The 18,083-nt window shown below is 71.7% G+C and carries 20 protein-coding genes and 1 tRNA gene; 12 read left to right on the top strand and 9 right to left on the bottom strand.

The window, feature by feature from the left end:
- The first annotated feature begins 288 nt into the window (after positions 1 to 288).
- The 4 genes from CJZ98_RS18270 (at position 289) to CJZ98_RS18265 (ending at position 1,817) form a co-directional block, all read left to right on the top strand.
- Positions 289 to 444, top strand: a complete 156-nt coding sequence (locus tag CJZ98_RS18270) for a hypothetical protein (RefSeq protein ID WP_157910935.1) — start codon at positions 289 to 291, stop codon at positions 442 to 444.
- A gap of 522 nt (positions 445 to 966) precedes the next feature.
- Entirely contained in the window at positions 967 to 1,245 is a 279-nt protein-coding gene (locus CJZ98_RS09000) for a type II toxin-antitoxin system RelE/ParE family toxin (protein ID WP_094590537.1), read from the top strand.
- 22 nt (positions 1,246 to 1,267) lie between these two features.
- A complete protein-coding gene (locus CJZ98_RS08995) occupies positions 1,268 to 1,561 on the top strand; it encodes a HigA family addiction module antitoxin (protein WP_094590535.1) in 294 nt (97 codons plus the stop codon).
- 172 nt (positions 1,562 to 1,733) lie between these two features.
- A tRNA-Leu gene (locus tag CJZ98_RS18265) sits at positions 1,734 to 1,817 on the top strand.
- A gap of 289 nt (positions 1,818 to 2,106) precedes the next feature.
- On the opposite strand, the gene CJZ98_RS08990 is transcribed toward CJZ98_RS18265, so the two are convergent.
- Together CJZ98_RS08990 and CJZ98_RS08985 are read right to left on the bottom strand one after the other, a co-directional pair.
- Positions 2,107 to 2,361, bottom strand: coding sequence for a hypothetical protein (locus CJZ98_RS08990; RefSeq protein ID WP_094590533.1), 255 nt, complete (start codon positions 2,359 to 2,361; stop codon positions 2,107 to 2,109).
- Between the two features lie 159 nt (positions 2,362 to 2,520).
- On the bottom strand, positions 2,521 to 3,645 hold the full coding sequence (locus CJZ98_RS08985; protein WP_094590531.1) for a 3'-5' exonuclease: 1,125 nt from the start codon (positions 3,643 to 3,645) through the stop codon (positions 2,521 to 2,523).
- A 77-nt stretch (positions 3,646 to 3,722) separates the two neighbouring features.
- Between CJZ98_RS08985 and CJZ98_RS18790 the strand changes: the two genes are divergently transcribed.
- Together CJZ98_RS18790 and CJZ98_RS08975 are read left to right on the top strand one after the other, a co-directional pair.
- Positions 3,723 to 4,187, top strand: a complete 465-nt coding sequence (locus CJZ98_RS18790; RefSeq protein ID WP_198537631.1) for a peroxiredoxin — start codon at positions 3,723 to 3,725, stop codon at positions 4,185 to 4,187.
- On the top strand, positions 4,184 to 4,930 hold the full coding sequence (locus CJZ98_RS08975) for a DUF1350 family protein (RefSeq protein ID WP_094590529.1): 747 nt from the start codon (positions 4,184 to 4,186) through the stop codon (positions 4,928 to 4,930). Before CJZ98_RS18790 ends, CJZ98_RS08975 begins: the two co-directional genes overlap by 4 nt.
- Before the next feature lie 34 nt (positions 4,931 to 4,964).
- Here CJZ98_RS08975 and acs read toward each other — a convergent pair whose 3' ends face one another.
- Positions 4,965 to 6,935, bottom strand: coding sequence for an acetate--CoA ligase (gene acs, locus CJZ98_RS08970; RefSeq protein ID WP_094590527.1), 1,971 nt, complete (start codon positions 6,933 to 6,935; stop codon positions 4,965 to 4,967).
- 215 nt (positions 6,936 to 7,150) lie between these two features.
- Here acs and CJZ98_RS08965 point away from each other — a divergent pair, with 215 nt between their 5' ends.
- On the top strand, positions 7,151 to 7,825 hold the full coding sequence (locus CJZ98_RS08965; RefSeq protein WP_094590525.1) for an HAD family hydrolase: 675 nt from the start codon (positions 7,151 to 7,153) through the stop codon (positions 7,823 to 7,825).
- An 8-nt stretch (positions 7,826 to 7,833) separates the two neighbouring features.
- Here the strand turns inward: CJZ98_RS08965 and sds are convergent, their stop codons facing one another.
- The 5 genes from sds to CJZ98_RS08940 form a co-directional block, all read right to left on the bottom strand.
- A complete protein-coding gene (sds, locus tag CJZ98_RS08960; RefSeq protein ID WP_094590523.1) occupies positions 7,834 to 8,805 on the bottom strand; it encodes a solanesyl diphosphate synthase in 972 nt (323 codons plus the stop codon).
- A 22-nt stretch (positions 8,806 to 8,827) separates the two neighbouring features.
- Entirely contained in the window at positions 8,828 to 9,751 is a 924-nt protein-coding gene (gene murI, locus CJZ98_RS08955; RefSeq protein WP_094590522.1) for a glutamate racemase, read from the bottom strand.
- Positions 9,748 to 10,842 carry an N-acetylmuramoyl-L-alanine amidase gene (locus CJZ98_RS08950; RefSeq protein ID WP_390902059.1) on the bottom strand — a complete coding sequence of 365 codons (1,095 nt, stop codon included), beginning with the start codon at positions 10,840 to 10,842 and terminating at the stop codon, positions 9,748 to 9,750. The genes murI and CJZ98_RS08950 overlap by 4 nt, the downstream gene beginning before the upstream one ends.
- Before the next feature lie 5 nt (positions 10,843 to 10,847).
- Positions 10,848 to 11,666, bottom strand: a complete 819-nt coding sequence (locus CJZ98_RS08945; protein WP_094590520.1) for a carbon-nitrogen hydrolase family protein — start codon at positions 11,664 to 11,666, stop codon at positions 10,848 to 10,850.
- A gap of 87 nt (positions 11,667 to 11,753) precedes the next feature.
- The gene (locus CJZ98_RS08940) at positions 11,754 to 12,509 is read right to left on the bottom strand and encodes a 2-phosphosulfolactate phosphatase family protein (RefSeq protein ID WP_094590518.1); all 756 of its coding nucleotides are present in this window, start codon (positions 12,507 to 12,509) and stop codon (positions 11,754 to 11,756) included.
- 167 nt (positions 12,510 to 12,676) lie between these two features.
- Between CJZ98_RS08940 and CJZ98_RS08935 the strand changes: the two genes are divergently transcribed.
- Together CJZ98_RS08935 and CJZ98_RS08930 are read left to right on the top strand one after the other, a co-directional pair.
- Complete coding sequence (locus CJZ98_RS08935) at positions 12,677 to 14,251, top strand: UbiD family decarboxylase (RefSeq protein WP_094590516.1); 1,575 nt, start codon at positions 12,677 to 12,679, stop codon at positions 14,249 to 14,251.
- A 1-nt stretch (position 14,252) separates the two neighbouring features.
- Entirely contained in the window at positions 14,253 to 14,738 is a 486-nt protein-coding gene (locus CJZ98_RS08930) for an Rrf2 family transcriptional regulator (RefSeq protein ID WP_094590514.1), read from the top strand.
- Positions 14,739 to 14,778: 40 nt separating this feature from the next.
- Here CJZ98_RS08930 and CJZ98_RS08925 read toward each other — a convergent pair whose 3' ends face one another.
- Positions 14,779 to 15,036 carry a Nif11-like leader peptide family natural product precursor gene (locus CJZ98_RS08925; RefSeq protein ID WP_094590512.1) on the bottom strand — a complete coding sequence of 86 codons (258 nt, stop codon included), beginning with the start codon at positions 15,034 to 15,036 and terminating at the stop codon, positions 14,779 to 14,781.
- Positions 15,037 to 15,202: 166 nt separating this feature from the next.
- On the opposite strand from CJZ98_RS08925, the gene CJZ98_RS08920 reads away from it, so the two are divergent.
- The 3 genes from CJZ98_RS08920 (at position 15,203) to CJZ98_RS08910 (ending at position 18,006) form a co-directional block, all read left to right on the top strand.
- Complete coding sequence (locus CJZ98_RS08920; protein ID WP_094590510.1) at positions 15,203 to 15,592, top strand: hypothetical protein; 390 nt, start codon at positions 15,203 to 15,205, stop codon at positions 15,590 to 15,592.
- Positions 15,593 to 15,674: 82 nt separating this feature from the next.
- Complete coding sequence (gene aroA, locus CJZ98_RS08915; protein ID WP_094590508.1) at positions 15,675 to 17,000, top strand: 3-phosphoshikimate 1-carboxyvinyltransferase; 1,326 nt, start codon at positions 15,675 to 15,677, stop codon at positions 16,998 to 17,000.
- A complete protein-coding gene (locus CJZ98_RS08910; RefSeq protein WP_094590506.1) occupies positions 16,975 to 18,006 on the top strand; it encodes an MnmC family methyltransferase in 1,032 nt (343 codons plus the stop codon). The genes aroA and CJZ98_RS08910 overlap by 26 nt, the downstream gene beginning before the upstream one ends.
- Positions 18,007 to 18,083: the final 77 nt, after the last annotated feature.

The following is an 18,083-nucleotide window of genomic DNA, read 5'->3' as shown; positions in this document are numbered from 1 at the left end:
CAGGCCACCAGAAGAGCCGCAGTCGGCACTGGCGGTACCATTGGCTCAGGCTGCTTGAAGAGCAGCCCAAGAGTGGCAACTTTCCTGAAAGTCACCGCAATTGCCTATATCGCGGACATCCCTGGTTGCCAGATGCGAAAATACAGACAGCACCGGCGCTTTGCTCTCACGCAAAGGAAAACTAGATAGCCGCCTATAACTATGTGACATGTATAAGTTAATTTGATATTGTGCAACCTGTGACCATCCCACTCTGGCTGGGTCCGCAAGGGCCTCATCCTTTCGGACTTGGATCCTGACTACAGGGACCTGCCCGCCACCGTTGCAGTCAGCGACCCCGAGACCATCCGCAAGTTCCGGGAGAACCGCGCCCGGGTGATGGCCGAGCGGGCCGCCAAGGCCGAGCAGCGTCGTGCAGAGCGCCGAGCCGCCCGGACCCCGTGAACCTCCTGGAGCGCTACAACCAGCGCCTCCGCTCCCTCGAGGACGACGCCATCACCCGCCTGCACGGGGTGATGGATGCCAGCTTCAACCGCCTGGTGCGCCGGGCCCGCATCCACCTCCGCGCCCCCTACCGCGACCCCGCGGAGCGTGACCTCGCCCTGCTGCGCGAGTTCCAGCAGCTGGTGCCCGCCTTCCGCCCGGACCGGATCGATCGCTACGACAAGGCGCTCCGCACCCTGCTGGGCCGCTCCTCCCGCCTGGGCCTGGGTGCCGCCAGCGACCTCACCGACGAGGCTCTCCCCGAGCGCGGCCGGCTCGATGTCTCCATCCCCCTCGATGCCGTCACCGCCGCGGCGGCCCAGGCCAAGGGCTACCTCCGCCGGCACGGCGACACCTTCGCGGAGACCGCCGCCCTGGCCACCCCCTCCCTGCATTTCAGCTATGGCAGGGTCGCCTCATCAGCCGGGGAAGGCAGAGGAGGCGAGGCTGACGAGTGCTTACGGAGGTCGTTAGTATCGGGACATGATCCGGTCGTTCCGCTGTGCGGACACCCAGGCCCTAGCCAGCGGTGTGCGCGTCCGGCGGTTCATTGCCTTCGAGAAGGTGGCCCGCCGCAAGCTCCTGCAGCTCACCATCGCGGCCACCTTGGACGATCTGCGCGTTCCCCCTGGGAACCGCCTGGAGCCCCTCCAGGGCGACCGCCGGGGCCAGCACAGCATCCGCATCAACGGGCAATGGCGGATCTGCTTCACCTGGAGTGAGGCCGGCCCAGAAGGCGTCGAGATCGTCGATTACCACTGACCCGCCAGCCCAGGAGGGCGCCATGGACCTGCTTCCCCCCATCACCCCCGGCGAGCTGCTCCGCGAAGAGTTCCTCGATCCCATGGGCCTGACCGTCTACCGGGTGGCCAAGGAGATCGGCGTGCCCCAGACCCGCCTCTGGGAGATCGTGAAGGGCAAGCGGGGGGTCACGGCAGACACCGACCTGCGCCTCAGCAAGTTCTTCGGGTTGAGCGAGGGGTACTGGCTGCGAGCTCAGGCAGCCCATGACTTGGAGCTGCAGCGCCGGGCGATCGCACCACAGCTGGCTCAAATCCAGCCCTTCGTGGAGGCCTGAGTCGCCCTGCACCAATCAAGGCTCAAGCTCCACCAACAGCTACGGCCTGGAGAAAAGCCTCCCGACAACTCAACACGCCCGCCTGGGATAAGCCTTCTGCGACCGTCAAGCAGTGAGGACCACAGACCAGATCGGTCCACCATCCGGTCCACCATCAAGAAGAACACTCGACGAAGCCAAGCCAGGGCACAGGTTCTTGCAGGATGAGAGCCACTTTGGGGTAGTGGGGGTCGCAGGTTCAAATCCTGTCGCTCCGATTACAATCACCGGTCCATTCCCAAGGTCATCCAACTGATGGCTGAATCCAACCGCCCTCCCCAGGCGGTTTTTTTGTGGGCGGATTTCTGTGATTGGTTGTTGTAAACGGTTGTTGTGAGCGGTTGTTGTGTGGCTAGCTCTATGTAAGCGGTATCGCTCAGTCGCTGTTTTGCTTGAGTGGAACTGGCCTGTCGCGCTGATTGGATGCGCCGACTAGGTGCCATCAGAGCTGATGGCCGCACGCAGTCGTCAGACGTGATTGTCTGGGCCGCTGATTGCAGCGGGATTCAGGTCAGGCGGGTGCTCACGCCATAGCAGGCGAGCCAGCGGTTGACGCGGGGCCGCAGCTCTGGCGGGACCTCCTCCAGCAGCTGGCCCAGCTCCATGGCGCCGAGGCGCCGCAAGTCGCGCACATCGACATGCCAGAGGGCCTCGGCCTCACGGATCAACCGGGCCCAGGTGCGGATGTCCTGCCAGCGCCGCACCTGCTCCCGCAGGCGGGCACCCCGGTGAAACCAGTGGGAGGGGGGCTGCCTCACCATCGCCACGGCGTGATGCGTCCAGCTTGGCCAGGCGAGAGCGGAGCGGGCCAAAGCCGCCGATCAGCTTCGGAAAGCGAAAGAGAATCGGAGCCGGTGAGACGGGCTGTTCAACTGGCGGAGTTCCTCAGCCGATGGAGCCCCTCCGGCGACAGGGCTGCCTCAGGCGGAGCGACGCAGCCCTGCGCCATCGCTCGGCACGGGCACCACCGGGAAGGGCAGCAGGGCCGCCTCCCGCTCCGAGAGCCGGCGGCTCCAGGCGCCACTGACAGGCTCGTTCCAGCGGAATCCCGCTTCGCGGGCCTTGTGGCGCTCCTCATAGGAGAGGCGGGCCCGATAGAGCTGGCGGGGCTCCAGGCCCGCCTGCAGCAGGGCCTCCAGGTCGGCGCAGCGCTCGAACACCTGGGCCAGGTAGATGCAGTCGGTGAGGGCGCGGTGGGCCGCCCAGACCGGCACGCCATAGGCCAGGGCCAGATCCCGCACCGAGGGGGTGGCCCGCAGGTTGCGCTCGGCCGGCCAGCGCAGGTCCTCCATGCTGCAGAGCCAGGGCTTGCGGATGGCGGGCAGCTCGCCCCGGCCGAACCACTGGCGATCAAAGGCCGCGTTGTGGGCCAGCACCACGTCGGCGGCCTCCAGCATCGCCTCGAAGCAGACCAGGCCGGAGCGCCAGGGCTGGGGCAAGCGGCTCACGGCGGCCGGGATGCCATTCACCGCTTCGGCGGGGTTGCTCTGGCAAGGGATCAGAAACGACACCTGGCTCAGCACGGCCCGGTGGGGCACGTCGAACAGCACGGCGCCGAGCTCGATGCAGCTGTGGTGCTCGGGATCCAGGCCGGTGGTCTCGGTGTCGAGGATCAGCAGGCGCTGGGGGCAGCGGGGCTGGCCGCCACCAGCCACGAAGGAGGGGAGCTGGACGGGCTCCGCGGCAGGCGGCGCCGGCAGCGCGACTGGGGCTGGGGCCTGGGGAGCCGGTGCTGGCTCCGGAGCCGGGGAAGCCGCCGCCTGCGGTTGCGCGCTCTGGAGCAGATCGGATTCGGTGCTGGCCGGCTGATCCGATGGTGTTGTTGGCTCCTGGGGTGGGCCAGCGGCGGCTTCCCCTGGGGCGCGGGGGTCGGGCAGGCCAGCGGCAGGAGCTGGCTGCTCCGGAGGGACGGCCTGCTCCAGGGTCGCGACCAGGGAGAGCAGGTCGGTCTGCTCCCACACCGCAGGGCCGGGCTGGATCGGGTCGCACTCGGCCGCGGCGGGGCGCGTCTGCCGCTCCGGCTGCTGGTCCCCCGCGCTGGCCATGGCCCTTCCCTGGATCGCGCCATGATCCCAGGCCAGGCAAGCCGCTGCCTAGGCTGGATCTACTGCTTAAGCACCCCGTGGCGAAGGCCCTTGGCGTCGGTGATCGCGCTCCCCTGATCGCCCTGGGCGACCAGGACGGCATCGAGCGGCGCAGCGATCAGCTGGCCGGCCGGCCACTGGTGCTGTTCTTCTACCCGAAGGACGACACCCCCGGCTGCACCATCGAGGCCTGCACCTTCCGCGACAGTCACGGCGTCCTCACCGAGCTCGGCGCCGAGGTGTGGGGCGTCAGCGGCGACGATGCCGCGAGCCACCGGCGCTTCGCCGAGCGCCACAGCCTGCCCTACCCCCTGCTGGCCGACCAGGGCAACCGCCTGCGCCAGGCCTTCGGGGTGCCCAACAGCCTGCTGGTGCTGCCCGGGCGGGTCACCTACGTGATCGATGGCGAGGGGGTGATCCGCCACGTCTTCAACGACCTGCTCAACGCGCCGGCCCACGTGGCCGAGGCCCGTCGGGCCCTGGAGGCCCTGCAGAGCGCATGAGCGCCAGCCCCCTGGCGGGCAACTGGCGGCAGCAGGGCAGCCTCTGGGTGCTGACGCCCCCTCGGCCCAGCGCCCTGGTGGAGTTCATCGGCGGCAGCTACCTGGCCGCCACGCCCCAGCTGAGCTACCGGCGCCTGCTGGAGGCCCTGGCCCGGCAGGGCCTGATGGTGCGGGCCTGGAGCTACGTGCCGGGCTTCGACCACCAGGCCCAGGCCAACGAGGCCTGGCGCGCCTTCCGTCAGGCCCGTGAGCGCCAGCCCCTGGAGCTGGCTGGCGGAATCCTGCGGCTGGGCCACAGCCTGGGCTGCAAGCTGCACCTGCTGGCCCCGGACAACGGCAGGGCCTGCAGCGGCCTGGCGGCCCTGAGCTTCAACAACTTCTCCGCCGAGCGCTCGGTGCCGCTGCTGGCGGAGCTGGGGCCCCGGCTGGGCATCAGCAGCGAGTTCAGCCCCTCGCCAGAGGAGACCCTGCGCCTGGCCGGGGCCCACTACCGCCAGCCCCGCAACCTGCTGGTGCGCTTCAAGTCCGACGGTCTGGACCAGAGCCAGCGGCTGCTGACGGTGCTGCAGGCCCGCAGCGGCGACCGCTCACGGCTGGTGGAGCGGTCGGGAGATCACCTCACCCCGGCCAGCGCCGGCCTGCGCCAGAACCTGCTGGGAAGCTGGGCCGACGATCCGCAGCGCCAGCGGGAGATCGACGCCCTGGCCGAGGGGATCCAGCGCTGGCACGCCGGCGGGGACTGACCCCCGCCCCCGCAGCCTGGTCGCGCCGCCACCGTCAGACCCGCAGGGCGTCCAGCACCGAGCGGTCCTCCAGGGTGGAGGTGTCGCCGCTCACCTCCTGGCCGGAGGCCAGGGAACGCAGGATCCGACGCATGATTTTGCCGCTGCGGGTCTTGGGCAGCGAATCGGTGAAGCGGATCTGATCGGGCTTGGCAATCGGACCGATCTCCTTGCCCACGTGGGCCCGCAGCTCCGCCACCAGGGCGTCATCGCCGCTGCGGCCGACCTCGAGGGTCACGAAGGCCACCACGCTCTCGCCCTTGAGTTCATCGGGGCGGCCCACCACAGCGGCCTCGGCCACGGCCGGATGACTCACCAGGGCACTCTCAATCTCCATCGTGCCCAGCCGGTGGCCACTCACGTTGATCACGTCATCGACCCGACCCATCACCCAGAAGTAGCCGTCGCCGTCGCGGCGGGCCCCATCGCCGGCGAAGTAGAGGTAGCTGCCGTCGGCGGGGCGGATCTCCTCCCAGTAGCTGCGGCGGAAGCGATCGGGATCGCCGTGAACGGTGCGCATCATCCCCGGCCAGGGGCGCCGGATCGCCAGGTACCCCCCCTGGTCCGCCGCCTGGGACACGCCGTTGTGGTCCACGACGTCGGCCACGATGCCAGGCAGGGGCAGGGTGCAGGAGCCGGGCTTGGTGGGGGTGGCTCCGGGCAGGGGGCTGATCATCACGCCGCCGGTCTCGGTCTGCCACCAGGTATCGACGACAGGACAGCGGCCGTGGCCGATCACCTGCTGGTACCAGATCCAGGCTTCCGGATTGATCGGCTCACCCACGGTGCCGAGGATCCGCAGACTGCCCATGTCGTACTGATCGGGCACCTCACGGCCGCTCTTCATGAAGGCGCGGATCGCCGTGGGGGCGGTGTAGAAGATCGTGACGCCGTGCTTCTGGATCACCTCCCAGAAGGCCCCAGGCTTGGAGGGGCGCGGCGCCCCCTCGTACATCACCGTGGTGGCCCCGTTGGAGAGCGGGCCGTAGACGATGTAGCTGTGGCCGGTGATCCAGCCCACATCGGCGGTGCACCAGTGGATGTCGTCCTCGCGGATGTCGAAGATCCACTGGAAGGTGAGGTGGGCCCAGAGGTTGTAGCCGGCGGTGGTGTGCACCACCCCCTTTGGCTTGCCGGTGGAACCGGAGGTGTAGAGCACGAACAGCCGGTCTTCGCTGGCCATCGGCTCGGCCGGGCAGTCAGCGCTCTGGCCATCGACGAGCTCGTGCCACCAGTGGTCGCGCCCAGGCTCGAAGGCCACCGGCTGGGCGGTGCGGCGCACCACCAGCACGTGCTCCACGCTGGGGGCCCCGCCCTGCTCCGCCAGGGCCTCATCCACCGCGGGCTTCAGCGCGACGGCCTTGTCCTTGCGGAAGCCGCCATCGGCGGTGATCACCGCCTTGGCCTCGCCGTCGATCAGGCGATCACGCAGGGCATCGGCGGAGAAGCCACCGAACACCACCGAATGCACGGCGCCGATGCGGGCGCAGGCCAGCATGGCGATGGCGGCCTCGGGGACCATCGGCATGTAGAGGGCCACCAGGTCACCCTTGCCGATTCCCAGGGCCTTGAGGGCGTTGGCGGCCCTGGCCACCTCGGCGTGCAGCTCCCGATAGGTGAAGCGGCGCACATCGCCGGGTTCGCCCTCCCAGATCAGGGCCGTCTTGTCAGCCCGGGGCCCGCCGAGGTGCCGATCCAGGCAATTGAAGGAGAGGTTGGTGCGGCCACCCTCGAACCACCTGGCGAAGGGCGGGTTGCTCCAATCGAGCACCGTGTGGAACGGCTCGAACCAGTGCAGCTGCTGGCGGGCCTGCTCGCCCCAGAAGCCGTCGGGATCAGCCTCGGCCTGGGCCACCAGGGCGCGGTAGGCCTCCAGGGAGCCGATGCGAGCCGAGGCCGCCAGCGCCGCCGGGGGCTGGAACACCCGCTGCTCCTGGAGCACCGATTCGATGGTGGCATCACTCATGGCGACGGGGACGCGGTGGTCGGCGAGCTGCCATTCAAGCGAGAAACGGGCCCGGGACACTCCGCTGTAACGGGCCGGGGTCGCCGCGCCGCTGCCAGGGCCGCCGACCGGGTCGGCCCAATCCAACGGCATCGCGTTCATGACGTGGGCAGAGACTCGCGCTGCCGTGCCGTGCACCGCGCTGACCCAGGCCCGCGTTGACCCAGGATGGCTCGATGGCCCGACCCGCCGCCTGCCTGTTCGACCTCGATGGCCTGCTGCTCGACACCGAGCCGCTGCACGCCCGGGCCTGGCGAGAAGCCGCCGCCCACTTCGGCCGCCAGCTCAATGCGGCGGAGCTGATGCAGCTGCGGGGCCGCCGCCGCCTCGACTGCGCCGAGCAGGTGCGCGGCTGGATCGCGGGGGCATCCGAGCAGGCAGAAGGCGCGGTCAGGAGCGATCCGCCGAGTCTCGAGGCCCTGCTAGCGGTGCGCCAGCCGATCGCCGAGGCCCTGCTGGTGCACGCCCAGCCGATGGCAGGGGCGCCTGAGCTGGTGCGGCGCTGCGCCGAGCTGGCGATCCCGATGGCCCTGGCCACCAGCAGTGCCCGAGCCGCCGTGGCCCTCAAGGCCGCGCCCCACCCCTGGCTGGAGCTGATCAGGGTCCGCGTCCATGGCGACGATCCGGAGCTGCGGGAGGGCAAGCCGGCGCCGGATGTGTTCCTGCTGGCGGCGGCGCGGCTGGGCCAGGCGCCCGGCAGCTGCTGGGCCTTCGAGGACTCGCCCGCCGGCGCCAAGGCGGCCGACACGGCCGGCTGCCGCGTGCATGTGCTGCTGCCGGAGGGCGGCGATCCGGCGGCCTATCCCGAGGGGGTGCGCTGGCTGGACTCGCTGCGGGAGCTGGTGCTGTGAACAGCGGCTCAGTAGAGCCGGCTCAGCACGAACTCCGGCAGGGCCAGCAGGGCACTGCGGCACTCGGAGGCGGGCAGCCAGGTGAGGGCCTCGCGGGCCTCGTTGGCGAAGCCCTCCGCCAGCACCCGCGAGCGGGGGATGGCCTCACTGCCCCGCACCAGCTCCAGGGCCTGCTCGAGATCGCCCTCCTGGCTGAACTCGCGCTCGATCAGGCCCGCCAGGGCCGGTCGCTCCTGCAGGGCATAGAGGGCGGGAGCCGTGAGGTAGCCGCTGGCCAGGTCGCTGGCGGCGGGCTTGCCCAGCTGCTGATCGCTGCCGGTGAAGTCGAGGATGTCGTCCACCACCTGGAAGGCCAGGCCCAGCTGGCGACCAAAGCGGTAAAGCGCATCGAGCTGGGACTCAGCCAGGCCGCTGAGCACGCCGGCGGCGCGGGCGCTGTTGGCGATCAGCGAGGCCGTCTTGCAGTAGCTCTTCTCGAGGTAGGTCTCGAAGCTCTGGCCGGTGTCGTAGCGGAACAAGCCCTGGCGCACCTCGCCATCGGCCAGATCCATGATCACGCGGCTGAGCAGCTTCACCACCTCGAGGTCGTCGAGGTTGGCCAGGTGCCAGCTGGCCTGGGCGAACAGGAAATCACCGGCCAGCACCGCCACCCGGTGGTTGAAGCGGCTGTGGACCGTGTCCACGCCGCGGCGGGTGGAGGCCCCGTCCACCACGTCGTCGTGGACGAGCGAGGCGGTGTGGATCATCTCGGTGATCTCCGCCAGGCGCCGGTGGCGAGCACTCAGCTCGCCATCGGGCGCCAGTGCCCGGGAGATCAGCAGCACGATGCCGGGCCGCAGGCGCTTGCCGCCGGCGCTGAACAGGTGCTCGGCGGCGGCCTGCAGGATCGGGTGACCTGCGCCGATCAGGCTGCGCAGGTCGCTGAGCAGGGCCTCCAGGTCGGCCTCGACGGGCTGAAGCAGCTCTGCGACCGTTGCCATGACCCCCTGCGGTGGGCCGATCCTAGAAGGCGCCCGCTGCTGGCCGGGAGTGCTGGGCCTCCCGGATCAGGGCCTGGCGCTCCGAATCGCGCCATAGCAGGCCCTCGCTGCTGGCGTGGAGGCCCAGCAGCCGACCGGCGGCGCGATCGAAGCAGGCGGGCTCGGCGCTGGTGAAGAACCGGTGTCGCGGGAAGCCGACCCCGGCCGGGGCCTCCAATGCAAAGTGGCGCAGCACCTGCCCCAGGTGGCGCGCCACAGCAGGCGCCGGATCCACCACCTCCAGCGCGGGACCCGCCAGGCGGCGGATGGCCTCGATCACGAAAGGGTAGTGGGTGCAGCCCAGCACGATCGTGTCGGCGCCGGCGGCGAGCATCGGCCCCACGAAGCCCTGCAGCAGCGCCTCGCAGCCGGGCCCCTCCAGCTCGCCCCGCTCCACCAGGTCCGCCAGGCCGATGCACACCTGCTCCACCACCCGCACATCGGCGGCATGGCGGCCCACGGTGGCCCGGTAGAGGCGCCCCTGGAAGGTGGCCGGTGTGGCCATCACCCCCACCACGCCCGAGCGGGTCAGCGACACCGCCGGCTTCACCGCCGGTTCCAGGCCCAGGATCGGCACGCCGGGAAAGCGCTCGCGCAGGCCGTGCAGGGCCACGGCCGAGGCCGTGTTGCAGGCCACGACGATCGCCTTGCAGCCCTCGGCCACCAGGAAGTCGGCGATGGCCTCGCTGAAGCGGCGGATCTCGGCGCTGCTGCGGTTGCCGTAGGGAACGTGGGCCCGGTCCGCCACGTAGACCGTGGATTCGGCGGGCAGCTGGGCCACCAGCTCCCGCCAGACGCTCAGCCCGCCAACCCCGGAATCGAAGATGCCGATCGGGGCAGCCGCCCGCTGGCTTCCAGAACGCTGGCTCCCGGGATCCCCAGAGTCAGTCGGTCGCGGGCGGCTCATCGGCCGCCGAGGTGGTTGAGCAACCCGGTGGCGATCGCCACGGCCAGGCGGCGGCGGAAGCCGGCATCGGCCAGGCGCGGAGCGTCGATCTGACCGGTCACGAAGCCCATCTCCACCAGGGCCGAGGGCATCACGGTGCGGCGGATCACGAAGAAGCGGCCCGGCCGCACGCCGCGATCGGGGGAGCCCGGTGAGATGGCCACCATCTGCTCCTGCACGGCCTGGGCCAGGGCGCGGGACAGGGAACTCTGGAAAAAGAAGGTCTCGATGCCGTTCACATCCGGGCGGGCCATGCTCAGGGCATTGGCGTGGATGCTCAGGAACACATCGGCGCCGCTGTTGTTGGCCAGGGCCACCCGTGGCGGCAGGTCCACATCCACCTCGGAGGTGCGGGTCAGCAGCACCTGCACGCCGCGGGCCTGGAGCAGCTGGGCCACCTGCAGGCCCACATCCAGCACCACATCGGTCTCGCGCAGGCCGCCGATGCCCACGGCCCCGGGATCGGGGCCGCCATGGCCCGGATCGAGCACCACCTTGAAGCGGCCCCGGGGCACCTGGGGCAGGCTGCCGGCGTTGACCGAGCCGCGGGGCACGAAGGCGGTGGCCGGCGGACCCTGGCGCCAGGTGGGCGCGCTCGGGGCCTCCACATCCCCTTCCCCCAGGGGCACCAAGCCGGCCCCCAGGGCCTTGAGATCCATGCGCCAGCGGTCCCGGGCGGTGCCCACCAGGCGCAGGTCCGCCGGGTTGATCGGCGTGCCGGGCTGGAACTCCAGCACCAGCCGGGTCTCGTAGGGGGTTGGCTTGCCGATCCGCACCTGGCGCACCAGGCCGGCCCCCGGAATCGTGCGGGTGCGGATCGGCGCGCCGGGCAGGTCCACCCAGATGCGCGGCCCGGAGCGGCCGCGGCCCGACTCGTAGAAGGCCTGGATCTGGATGTCGGGGGAGGTGCGCAGCTCCAGCTGCCCCTCGCGACTGATCCGCCAGGCGCCCAGCGCGCTGCCCGCCCAGGCCGGCAGGGCCGAGAAGAGCGTGGCCAGGCCCGCCACTAGGGGAAGACCCGCCGCCAGCAGAGATCGGCCGCGCACGCTCACCGTCTTCAGAACAGGGCGGGACGGCGGTGCTGGAGGCTGGGCATCTGGGCCCGCACCCGCTCGCGGTGCACCGGATCGATCGGCGCCACCGCCAGCCCCGGAGCCACCCCCGCATCGGCCAGCACCGTGCCCCAGGGGTCGATCACCAGGGCGTGGCCATGGGTCTGGCGGCGGCCGCCGTGGTTGCCGGTCTGGGCCGGGGCCACCACGTAGGCCGTGTTCTCGATCGCCCGGGCCTGCAGCAGCACCTGCCAGTGGTCCTTGCCGGTGAAGGCGGTGAAGGCGGCGGGGATCATCAGCAGGTCGGCGCCGGCGCCGGCCAGGTGGCGGTACAGCTCAGGAAAGCGCACGTCGTAGCAGATGGACAGGCCTACGCGGCACAGGCCCGGCACCTCCACCACGGGGGGCAGCTCATTGCCCGGCTGCACCGTGGCCGACTCCCGGTAGGTGTTGCCGTCAGGCAGGTCCACATCGAACAGGTGGATCTTGTCGTAGCGGGCCAGCAGCTGCCCGTCCTTGCCCACCAGCTCGGACCGGTTGAGGGTGAGCCGCTCGCCGGCGGGCACCGGGAAGCCACCGCCCAGCAGGGTCACCTGGTAGCGGCGCGCCATGGTGACGAGAAAGCGGCTACAGCGCTCCGCGAGGGCCGGGGCCAGCTCGAGCCGGCGCCCATCGTCGCCCATGAAGGCGAAGTTCTCGGGCAGGCCCACCAGTTCGGCGCCGCGGCGCGCTGCCAGCTCGATCTGCTCCTCGGCGGCGGCGAAGTTGGCCTCGGGATCCGGCGTGCTCGTGAGCTGCAGGGCTGCCGCCAGAAAGCTTGTCACCGCTGGAGTCTCGCTGTCGGCGGCACTGTAGGGGAGCCGCCGCGGCCAGCCACGGGGCCCACGGCCAGCCTGAGGCGCCGGCGGCCCTCAGACCAGCTGGAGCACGCCCGGGCTGGTCTGGGTCGGCACCACCGGCAGGCTGTCCACGGCGGCGCAGCAGGCGAAGTCGGCATCGTGGTCTCCCAGGCCGATCAGGCGCTGGCCATGGCTGGCGGCCCGCAGGCAGGTCTCGGGCTCATGGCGCCACTGCTGCCACAGAGCCAGGGCCGCCAGGGCCTCGTCGTTGCCGGTGGTCACACCCACATGGGGGGCCACCGCCAGCTCGGTGGCGGCCGAGATCACCGCGCCGGCCGCCAGGCTGTCCTCCAGGGAGTAGTCGCCCTCCCAGCCGCTGCCCACGATCCACACCCGCTGGGCGCCGGCGGCGATCAGCCGCTGGGCCACGGCCGTGCGGTTGGGCAGGCAGGCGGTGAGGAGCAGCGGCACGGCACGCACCGCCGCCAGGGAACGGGTGCCGTTGGTGGTGCTCATGAAGATGCGCTTGCCCCCCACCAGCTCCGGTGTCACGGCCAGGGGCGAATTGCCCAGCTCATAGCCGTCGACGCGCTTGCCGCCCCGCTCGCCGGCCCGCAGGCGCCGCTCGGCCGGCCAGGCGGCGGCCGCCGCCTCCAGCTCCGCCAGGTCGGCGAAGGCCTGGATCGCCTCGGCGCCATTGCGCAGCGACCAGGCGATGGTGGTGGTGGCCCGCAGCACATCGATCGCCACGGCGGCATCCGGGCCGCCCTCGGCCATGGGACGCACCGCCGGCACGGCTTCGGAGGTGTGGAAATAGGAGATCTGCACGGCCGCCGCCAGGGGAAGAGTTGGCCACCGTAGGCAGCCGAGCCTGGGGCGGGCTGCAGGCTGGACCGCCCGCTTCCGGGCTGAACCGCAAGCGATGCCGCGCACCCGCGGGCACCCACCCGCCTGCGTCACAGTGGCCAGATCCCTTTCCCCACCCCAGCCAGCCCATGGCAGCGCCCCTGATCAGCCAGCGCAGCCGCCGGGATCTGCGCGGCTTTCTGGAGCTGCTGGAGCAGCGGGGCCGGCTGCGGCGCATCACCGCCCCGGTGGATCCCGATCTGGAGCTGGCGGCGATCGCCGATCGGGTGCTGAGCCTGGGGGGCCCGGCCCTGCTGTTCGAGAACGTGATCGGCAGTTCGATGCCGGTGGCGGTGAACCTGCTCGGCACCCAGGAGCGGGTGCTGTGGAGCATGGGCATGGAGCGGCCCGAGGAGCTGGAGTCCCTCGGTGAACGGCTGGCGCTGCTGCAGCAGCCGCGGCCGCCCAAGGGCCTCAAGGAGGCCGCCCGCTTCGGCGGGGTGCTCTGGGATGTGCTGAAGGCCCGGCCGGATCTGGATCTCACCCCCCCCTGCCACCAGCAGGTGTTCAGGGGCGAGGCCGTGAACCTCGATGCCCTGCCGCTGCTGCGGCCCTGGCCGGGGGATGGCGGCCGGATCATCACCCTGGGCCTGGTGATCACCAAAGACCCCGAAACTGGCACCCCCAACGTGGGCGTGTACCGGCTGCAGCAGCAGTCGATCAACACGATGACCGTGCACTGGCTGAGCGTGCGCGGCGGCGCCCGCCACCTGCGCAAGGCGGCGGCGATGGGCAAGAAGCTGGAGGTCGCCATCGCCATCGGGGTGCACCCGCTGCTGGTGATGGCGGCGGCCACGCCGATCCCGGTGCAGCTGAGCGAGTGGCTGTTCGCCGGCCTCTATGCCGGTGAAGGGGTTCGCCTGGCCAAGTGCAAGACGGTGAACCTGGAGGTGCCCAGCCACAGCGAGGTGGTGCTCGAAGGCACGATCACGCCCGGCGAGGAGCTGGCCGATGGCCCCTTCGGTGACCACATGGGCTTCTACGGCGGTGTGGAAGATTCTCCGCTCTTGCGCATCCAGGCCGTCACCCAGCGGCGCGACCCGATCTACTTCACCACCTTCAGCGGCCGGCCGCCCAAGGAGGACGCGATGCTGGCGATTGCGCTCAACCGGATCTACACACCCATCCTGCGCCAGCAGATCCCGGAGATCGTCGATTTCTTCCTGCCGATGGAGGGCCTCAGCTACAAGCTGGCCGTGATCGCCATCGACAAGGCCTACCCGGGCCAGGCCAAGCGAGCGGCGATGGCCTTCTGGAGTGCCCTGCCCCAGTTCACCTACACCAAGTTCGTGGTGGTGGTCGACAAGAGCATCAACATCCGCGACCCGCGCCAGGTGATCTGGGCGATCAGCGCCCTGGTGGATCCCCAGCGGGATCTGTTCGTGCTGGAGAACACGCCCTTCGACACCCTGGATTTCGCCAGCGAGCGCCTGGGGCTGGGCGGCCGGCTGGCCATCGATGCCACCACCAAGATCGGCCCCGAGAAGCGCCACGACTGGGGGGAGGCCCTGGAACGGCCCGCCGAGCTGGAGGCGCGCCTCGATGCCCGCTGGGCCGAGCTGGGCCTGGCGGACCTCGGCGATGCCGCACCCGATCCGGCCCTGTTCGGCTACACGCTGGAGCACGTGCTCGAGCGGCTGGCGGGCGATCGGACCAGACGCTGAGATGCTGCGCCAGAGCGGGGTGCAGGCGCTGCGGGCCGCCCTGGAGCTGGCGGCGGGGGATCCGCGCCAGTGGCGCTCGGTGGCCGCCATCGCCAGCGCCCAGGACCTACCGGCCCCGATGCTCGAACAGCTGCTGCTGCAACTGCGGCGGGCCCAGCTGGTGGAGGCCCGGCGGGGGCGCCTCGGGGGCTACCGGCTGCGCCGGCCGGCGCGGGAGATCCCGGTGGCGGAGCTACTGGCGGCGGTGGGGGCGATGCCCGACCTGGGGGGACGGGCTCCCCAGGCCATGGCCGCGACATCAGCTAGCGGCCCAGACGGTGACACGGCTCCGGCTGATCCCGAAGCCCAGGTGCTGCTGGCCCTGGAGCGGCGGCTGCGGCGGGCCCTGGAGCGGGAACTGGCCGCCCTCAGCCTGGAGGAACTGCTCTACGACCTGCGCAGCTGGCGGGAAACCCTCAGCAATGGGGGCGGCCTGATGCTCGGCTGAACCCGGACCCGGCGAGCCTGCTGCGGGCTGAGCCGGGCCGTCAGCCAGCGACCAGGCTCTGGCGCCGCAGCCAGACGCGAATCAGCTTCTCATCCATCAGGCCGCTGCGGGCGATCGGTGCCTCGTTGCAGCGCTGGAACAGTTCCAGCAGGGTGGCCGCCGGCACGGCGTAGCCCCGCTCGGCGGCGATCGCCTCCACTTCGTCTGCGGTGCAGACCTCATTGAGGCGGGCGCGCAGGTCGGCATCGCCCTGGATCAGGCCCAGGAACACGAAGACGGCCTCAAGCTGGTTGGCCATGGAATGGCGGCAGGGCGTCCTCGTGGTAGCGGCGCCGGCGGAGCGGCGCCACCGGGGGAAGGAGAACTGGGCGCCCTGGTGACCTGGCGCCAAAGGATCGGGCGACCCATGCCGCAGGATTGGGACCCTGGGGTTCCGCCGACCCTGGCCTCCGCTGCGCTGCGCCATGGCCGACGCCCCCTATCTGATCATCCTGGCCCTGCTGGAGCAGGGGGGCCAAAGGGCCATGCCCCTGCAGGGCCTCTCGTTGCGGGAGCCGTTGCCGCCCGCTGGCGATCCCGGCGAGGTGGCCCGGGCCCAGGCCCTGGAGCTGCTGCTGCGGGTGTGGCAGCGCAGCGCAGCCGCGCCCCTACGCCAGGCGGCGGGCGACCAGAGCCTGCTGGTGCTCACCGTGCCGATCGACGCGCTGCAGGAGCAGCTGCCGGCCCTCAAGGCCCGCTGGATCGCCACGGGCGACACCACCGCCCTGGTGGAGGAGCTGCGAGCCCTGGCGGGCGGTCTCTGGAGCCTGGGGATGGAGCCCCGGGGCCCGTTGCGCTTCCTGCCTCTGGCCTGAACGGCTCTGGCGGGGCCAGCAACGTCCGACCGGCCCCCTCCGGGGCGCTCCATAGGATCCCCCCACCGGATCCCCTCCCGCCTTGGCCCATCCCGCCGCTGACCCCAGCCCGCTGACCCTGACGGGAGGCGGCAGCCTGCGGGGCACGGTCACGGTGCCGGGCGATAAATCCATTTCGCACCGCGCGCTGCTGTTCGGCGCCATCGCCGAGGGCGCCACCCGCATCGAAGGGCTGCTGCCGGCCGAGGATCCGCTCAGCACCGCCGCCTGCCTGCGGGCGATGGGGGTGGCCGTCTCGCCGATCGAGGCGGGCCAGCCGGTGACCGTGCAGGGCGTGGGCCTCGATGGCTTCCGGGAGCCGGAAGACGTGCTCGACTGCGGCAACTCCGGCACCACGATGCGGCTGATGCTGGGCCTGCTGGCGGGCCGCGCCAGTCGCCACTTCGTCCTCAACGGCGACGCCTCGCTGCGGCGCCGGCCGATGCGGCGCGTCGGCGGGCCGCTGGCGGAAATGGGCGCCACGATCGCCGGGCGCGACGGCGGCAACCTGGCCCCACTGGCCATCCAGGGTCGGGGGCTGCAGGGCGCCACGGTCCGCACGCCCGTGGCCTCGGCCCAGGTCAAGAGCGCGATCCTGCTGGCGGGCCTGACCGCTGACGGCCCCACCACCGTGATCGAGCCGGTCCAGAGCCGCGACCACAGCGAGCGGATGCTGCGGGCCTTCGGGGCCGACCTGGTGGTGGGGGGGGCAGGCAACACGCAAGTCACCGTCACCCCCGGCGCCGCCCTGCGGGGCCAGCATGTGATCGTGCCCGGCGACATCAGCTCGGCCGCCTTCTGGCTCGTGGCCGGCGCCATCACCCCCGGCGCCGAGCTGACGGTGCAGAACGTGGGCCTCAACCCCAGCCGCACCGGCATTCTCGAGGTGCTGGAGCAGATGGGCGCCCGCATCACCGTGCTCAATGCCCGCGACGTGGCCGGCGAGCCCGTGGGCGACCTGCAGGTGAGCCACGGCCCGCTGCAGGCCTTCACGATCGGCGAGGAGCTGATCCCCCGGCTGGTGGATGAGATCCCGGTGCTGGCGGTGGCCGCCTGCTGCGCCGAGGGCGTCAGCCGCGTCACGGGGGCCGCCGAGCTGCGGGTGAAGGAGACCGACCGGCTGGCGGTGATGGCCCGCCAGCTGGGCGCCATGGGCGCCCGCATCGAGGAGCACGCCGACGGCCTCACCATCCAGGGGGAGACGACGCTGCACGGCGCCGAGGTGGACAGCGAGACCGACCACCGGGTGGCCATGAGCCTGGCGGTGGCGGCCCAGATCGCCAGCGGCACCACCAGGCTGCATCGCCCCGAGGCGGCGGCCGTGTCCTACCCGACCTTCTGGGATGACCTCGAGCGACTGCGGGCCTGAGGGGGCCCGCGCCGCCGCCGCCGCCGAAGTTGGCGCGCCCGGCGGCCGGCTGGAGGCCCGCCGCACCGGCGACGGCAGCCTGAGCCTCTGGAGCGAGGACTTTGGCGAGGCCTTCCACTGCGGCCGCGGTGCCCTGGCGGAGGCCCATGCCAAGTTCGTGGCCCCCGCCCAACTGGAGCGCTTTGCCCCGGGCAGCAGCCTGCAGGTGGTGGATGTGTGCGTGGGCCTTGGCTACAACAGCGCCGCCCTGCTGGAAGCCGCCGCCGATCGGGGGCTGGCGGTGCGCTGGTGGGGACTGGAGCTCGATCCCCGGCCGCTGCAGCTGGCCCTGGCGGATCCGGGCTTTCGGGGCCTGTGGCGGCCGGGCACCGTGGCACTGCTGGAGCAGCTGCGGGATCAGGGCGCCTGGCACCGCCCCGCCGCGGGGGCGGTGCCAGGCGGCAGCCGCGGCCGCTGGTGGCTGGGCGATGCCCGTCAGCAGCTGGCGGCGGTGCTGGCCGAGGCGCGGGGCCAGTGCGATCTGGTGCTGCACGACGCCTTCTCACCGGGCCACTGCCCCCAGCTCTGGAGCATGGAGTTCCTGGCGGCTCTGGCGGCCCTGTTGCGGCCTGACGGCCGGCTACTGACCTACTGCGCCGCCGCCGCCGTGCGCCGGAGCCTGCAGCTGGCTGGGCTGCAGCTGGCCAGCATCGCGGCGGCCGGTGAGGACGCTGCCGACGCCCAGGGCCAGCCTCCCGGGGCGGGGCAGCTCTGGAGCCACGGCACCGCCGCCAGCCCCCAGGCCCTGCCGGTGCTGGACGGCCGGGGGCTCCCGCCAGCCAGGATCCTGCGGGCCCTGGGCCCCCTGGAGCTGGAACACCTGCAGACCCGCGCCGCCGAGCCCTACCGGGACCCCAGCGGCAGGGCCCCAGCCGCCGAGATCCTGGCGGAGCGGCAGCGGGCCCAGGGCACCAGCACGGCCGGCAGCACCAGCGCCTGGCGCCGCCGCTGGGGCCTGGCTCCCTGAGCTGACCCGGCCGCCCGCCGGACTCCACGGTGCCGGTCCAGCGGCTTCGGCCCAGCGGGCCAGCCCCGGTAGATTCC

This window comes from Vulcanococcus limneticus LL (genome assembly GCF_002252705.1).
GTDB lineage: Bacteria > Cyanobacteriota > Cyanobacteriia > PCC-6307 > Cyanobiaceae > Vulcanococcus > Vulcanococcus limneticus.
Note: the sequence above shows the minus strand (reverse complement) of the source record. Positions and strands in the feature narration are given on the sequence as shown.

What these genes read in the sequence shown, in the direction of transcription:
- CJZ98_RS08925 (WP_094590512.1), bottom strand. Translation starts at nt 15,036, where the DNA reads ATGGCCAACCAGCTTGAGGCCGTCTTCGTGTTCCTGGGCCTGATCCAG.
- acs (WP_094590527.1), bottom strand. Translation starts at nt 6,935, where the DNA reads ATGAGTGATGCCACCATCGAATCGGTGCTCCAGGAGCAGCGGGTGTTC.
- CJZ98_RS08975 (WP_094590529.1), top strand. Translation starts at nt 4,184, where the DNA reads ATGAGCGCCAGCCCCCTGGCGGGCAACTGGCGGCAGCAGGGCAGCCTC.
- CJZ98_RS08930 (WP_094590514.1), top strand. Translation starts at nt 14,253, where the DNA reads ATGCTGCGCCAGAGCGGGGTGCAGGCGCTGCGGGCCGCCCTGGAGCTG.
- CJZ98_RS08965 (WP_094590525.1), top strand. Translation starts at nt 7,151, where the DNA reads ATGGCCCGACCCGCCGCCTGCCTGTTCGACCTCGATGGCCTGCTGCTC.
- CJZ98_RS08985 (WP_094590531.1), bottom strand. Translation starts at nt 3,645, where the DNA reads ATGGCCAGCGCGGGGGACCAGCAGCCGGAGCGGCAGACGCGCCCCGCC.
- CJZ98_RS09000 (WP_094590537.1), top strand. Translation starts at nt 967, where the DNA reads ATGATCCGGTCGTTCCGCTGTGCGGACACCCAGGCCCTAGCCAGCGGT.
- CJZ98_RS08995 (WP_094590535.1), top strand. Translation starts at nt 1,268, where the DNA reads ATGGACCTGCTTCCCCCCATCACCCCCGGCGAGCTGCTCCGCGAAGAG.
- CJZ98_RS08910 (WP_094590506.1), top strand. Translation starts at nt 16,975, where the DNA reads ATGACCTCGAGCGACTGCGGGCCTGAGGGGGCCCGCGCCGCCGCCGCC.
- murI (WP_094590522.1), bottom strand. Translation starts at nt 9,751, where the DNA reads ATGAGCCGCCCGCGACCGACTGACTCTGGGGATCCCGGGAGCCAGCGT.
- CJZ98_RS08990 (WP_094590533.1), bottom strand. Translation starts at nt 2,361, where the DNA reads ATGGTGAGGCAGCCCCCCTCCCACTGGTTTCACCGGGGTGCCCGCCTG.
- sds (WP_094590523.1), bottom strand. Translation starts at nt 8,805, where the DNA reads ATGGCAACGGTCGCAGAGCTGCTTCAGCCCGTCGAGGCCGACCTGGAG.
- CJZ98_RS08935 (WP_094590516.1), top strand. Translation starts at nt 12,677, where the DNA reads ATGGCAGCGCCCCTGATCAGCCAGCGCAGCCGCCGGGATCTGCGCGGC.
- CJZ98_RS08920 (WP_094590510.1), top strand. Translation starts at nt 15,203, where the DNA reads ATGGCCGACGCCCCCTATCTGATCATCCTGGCCCTGCTGGAGCAGGGG.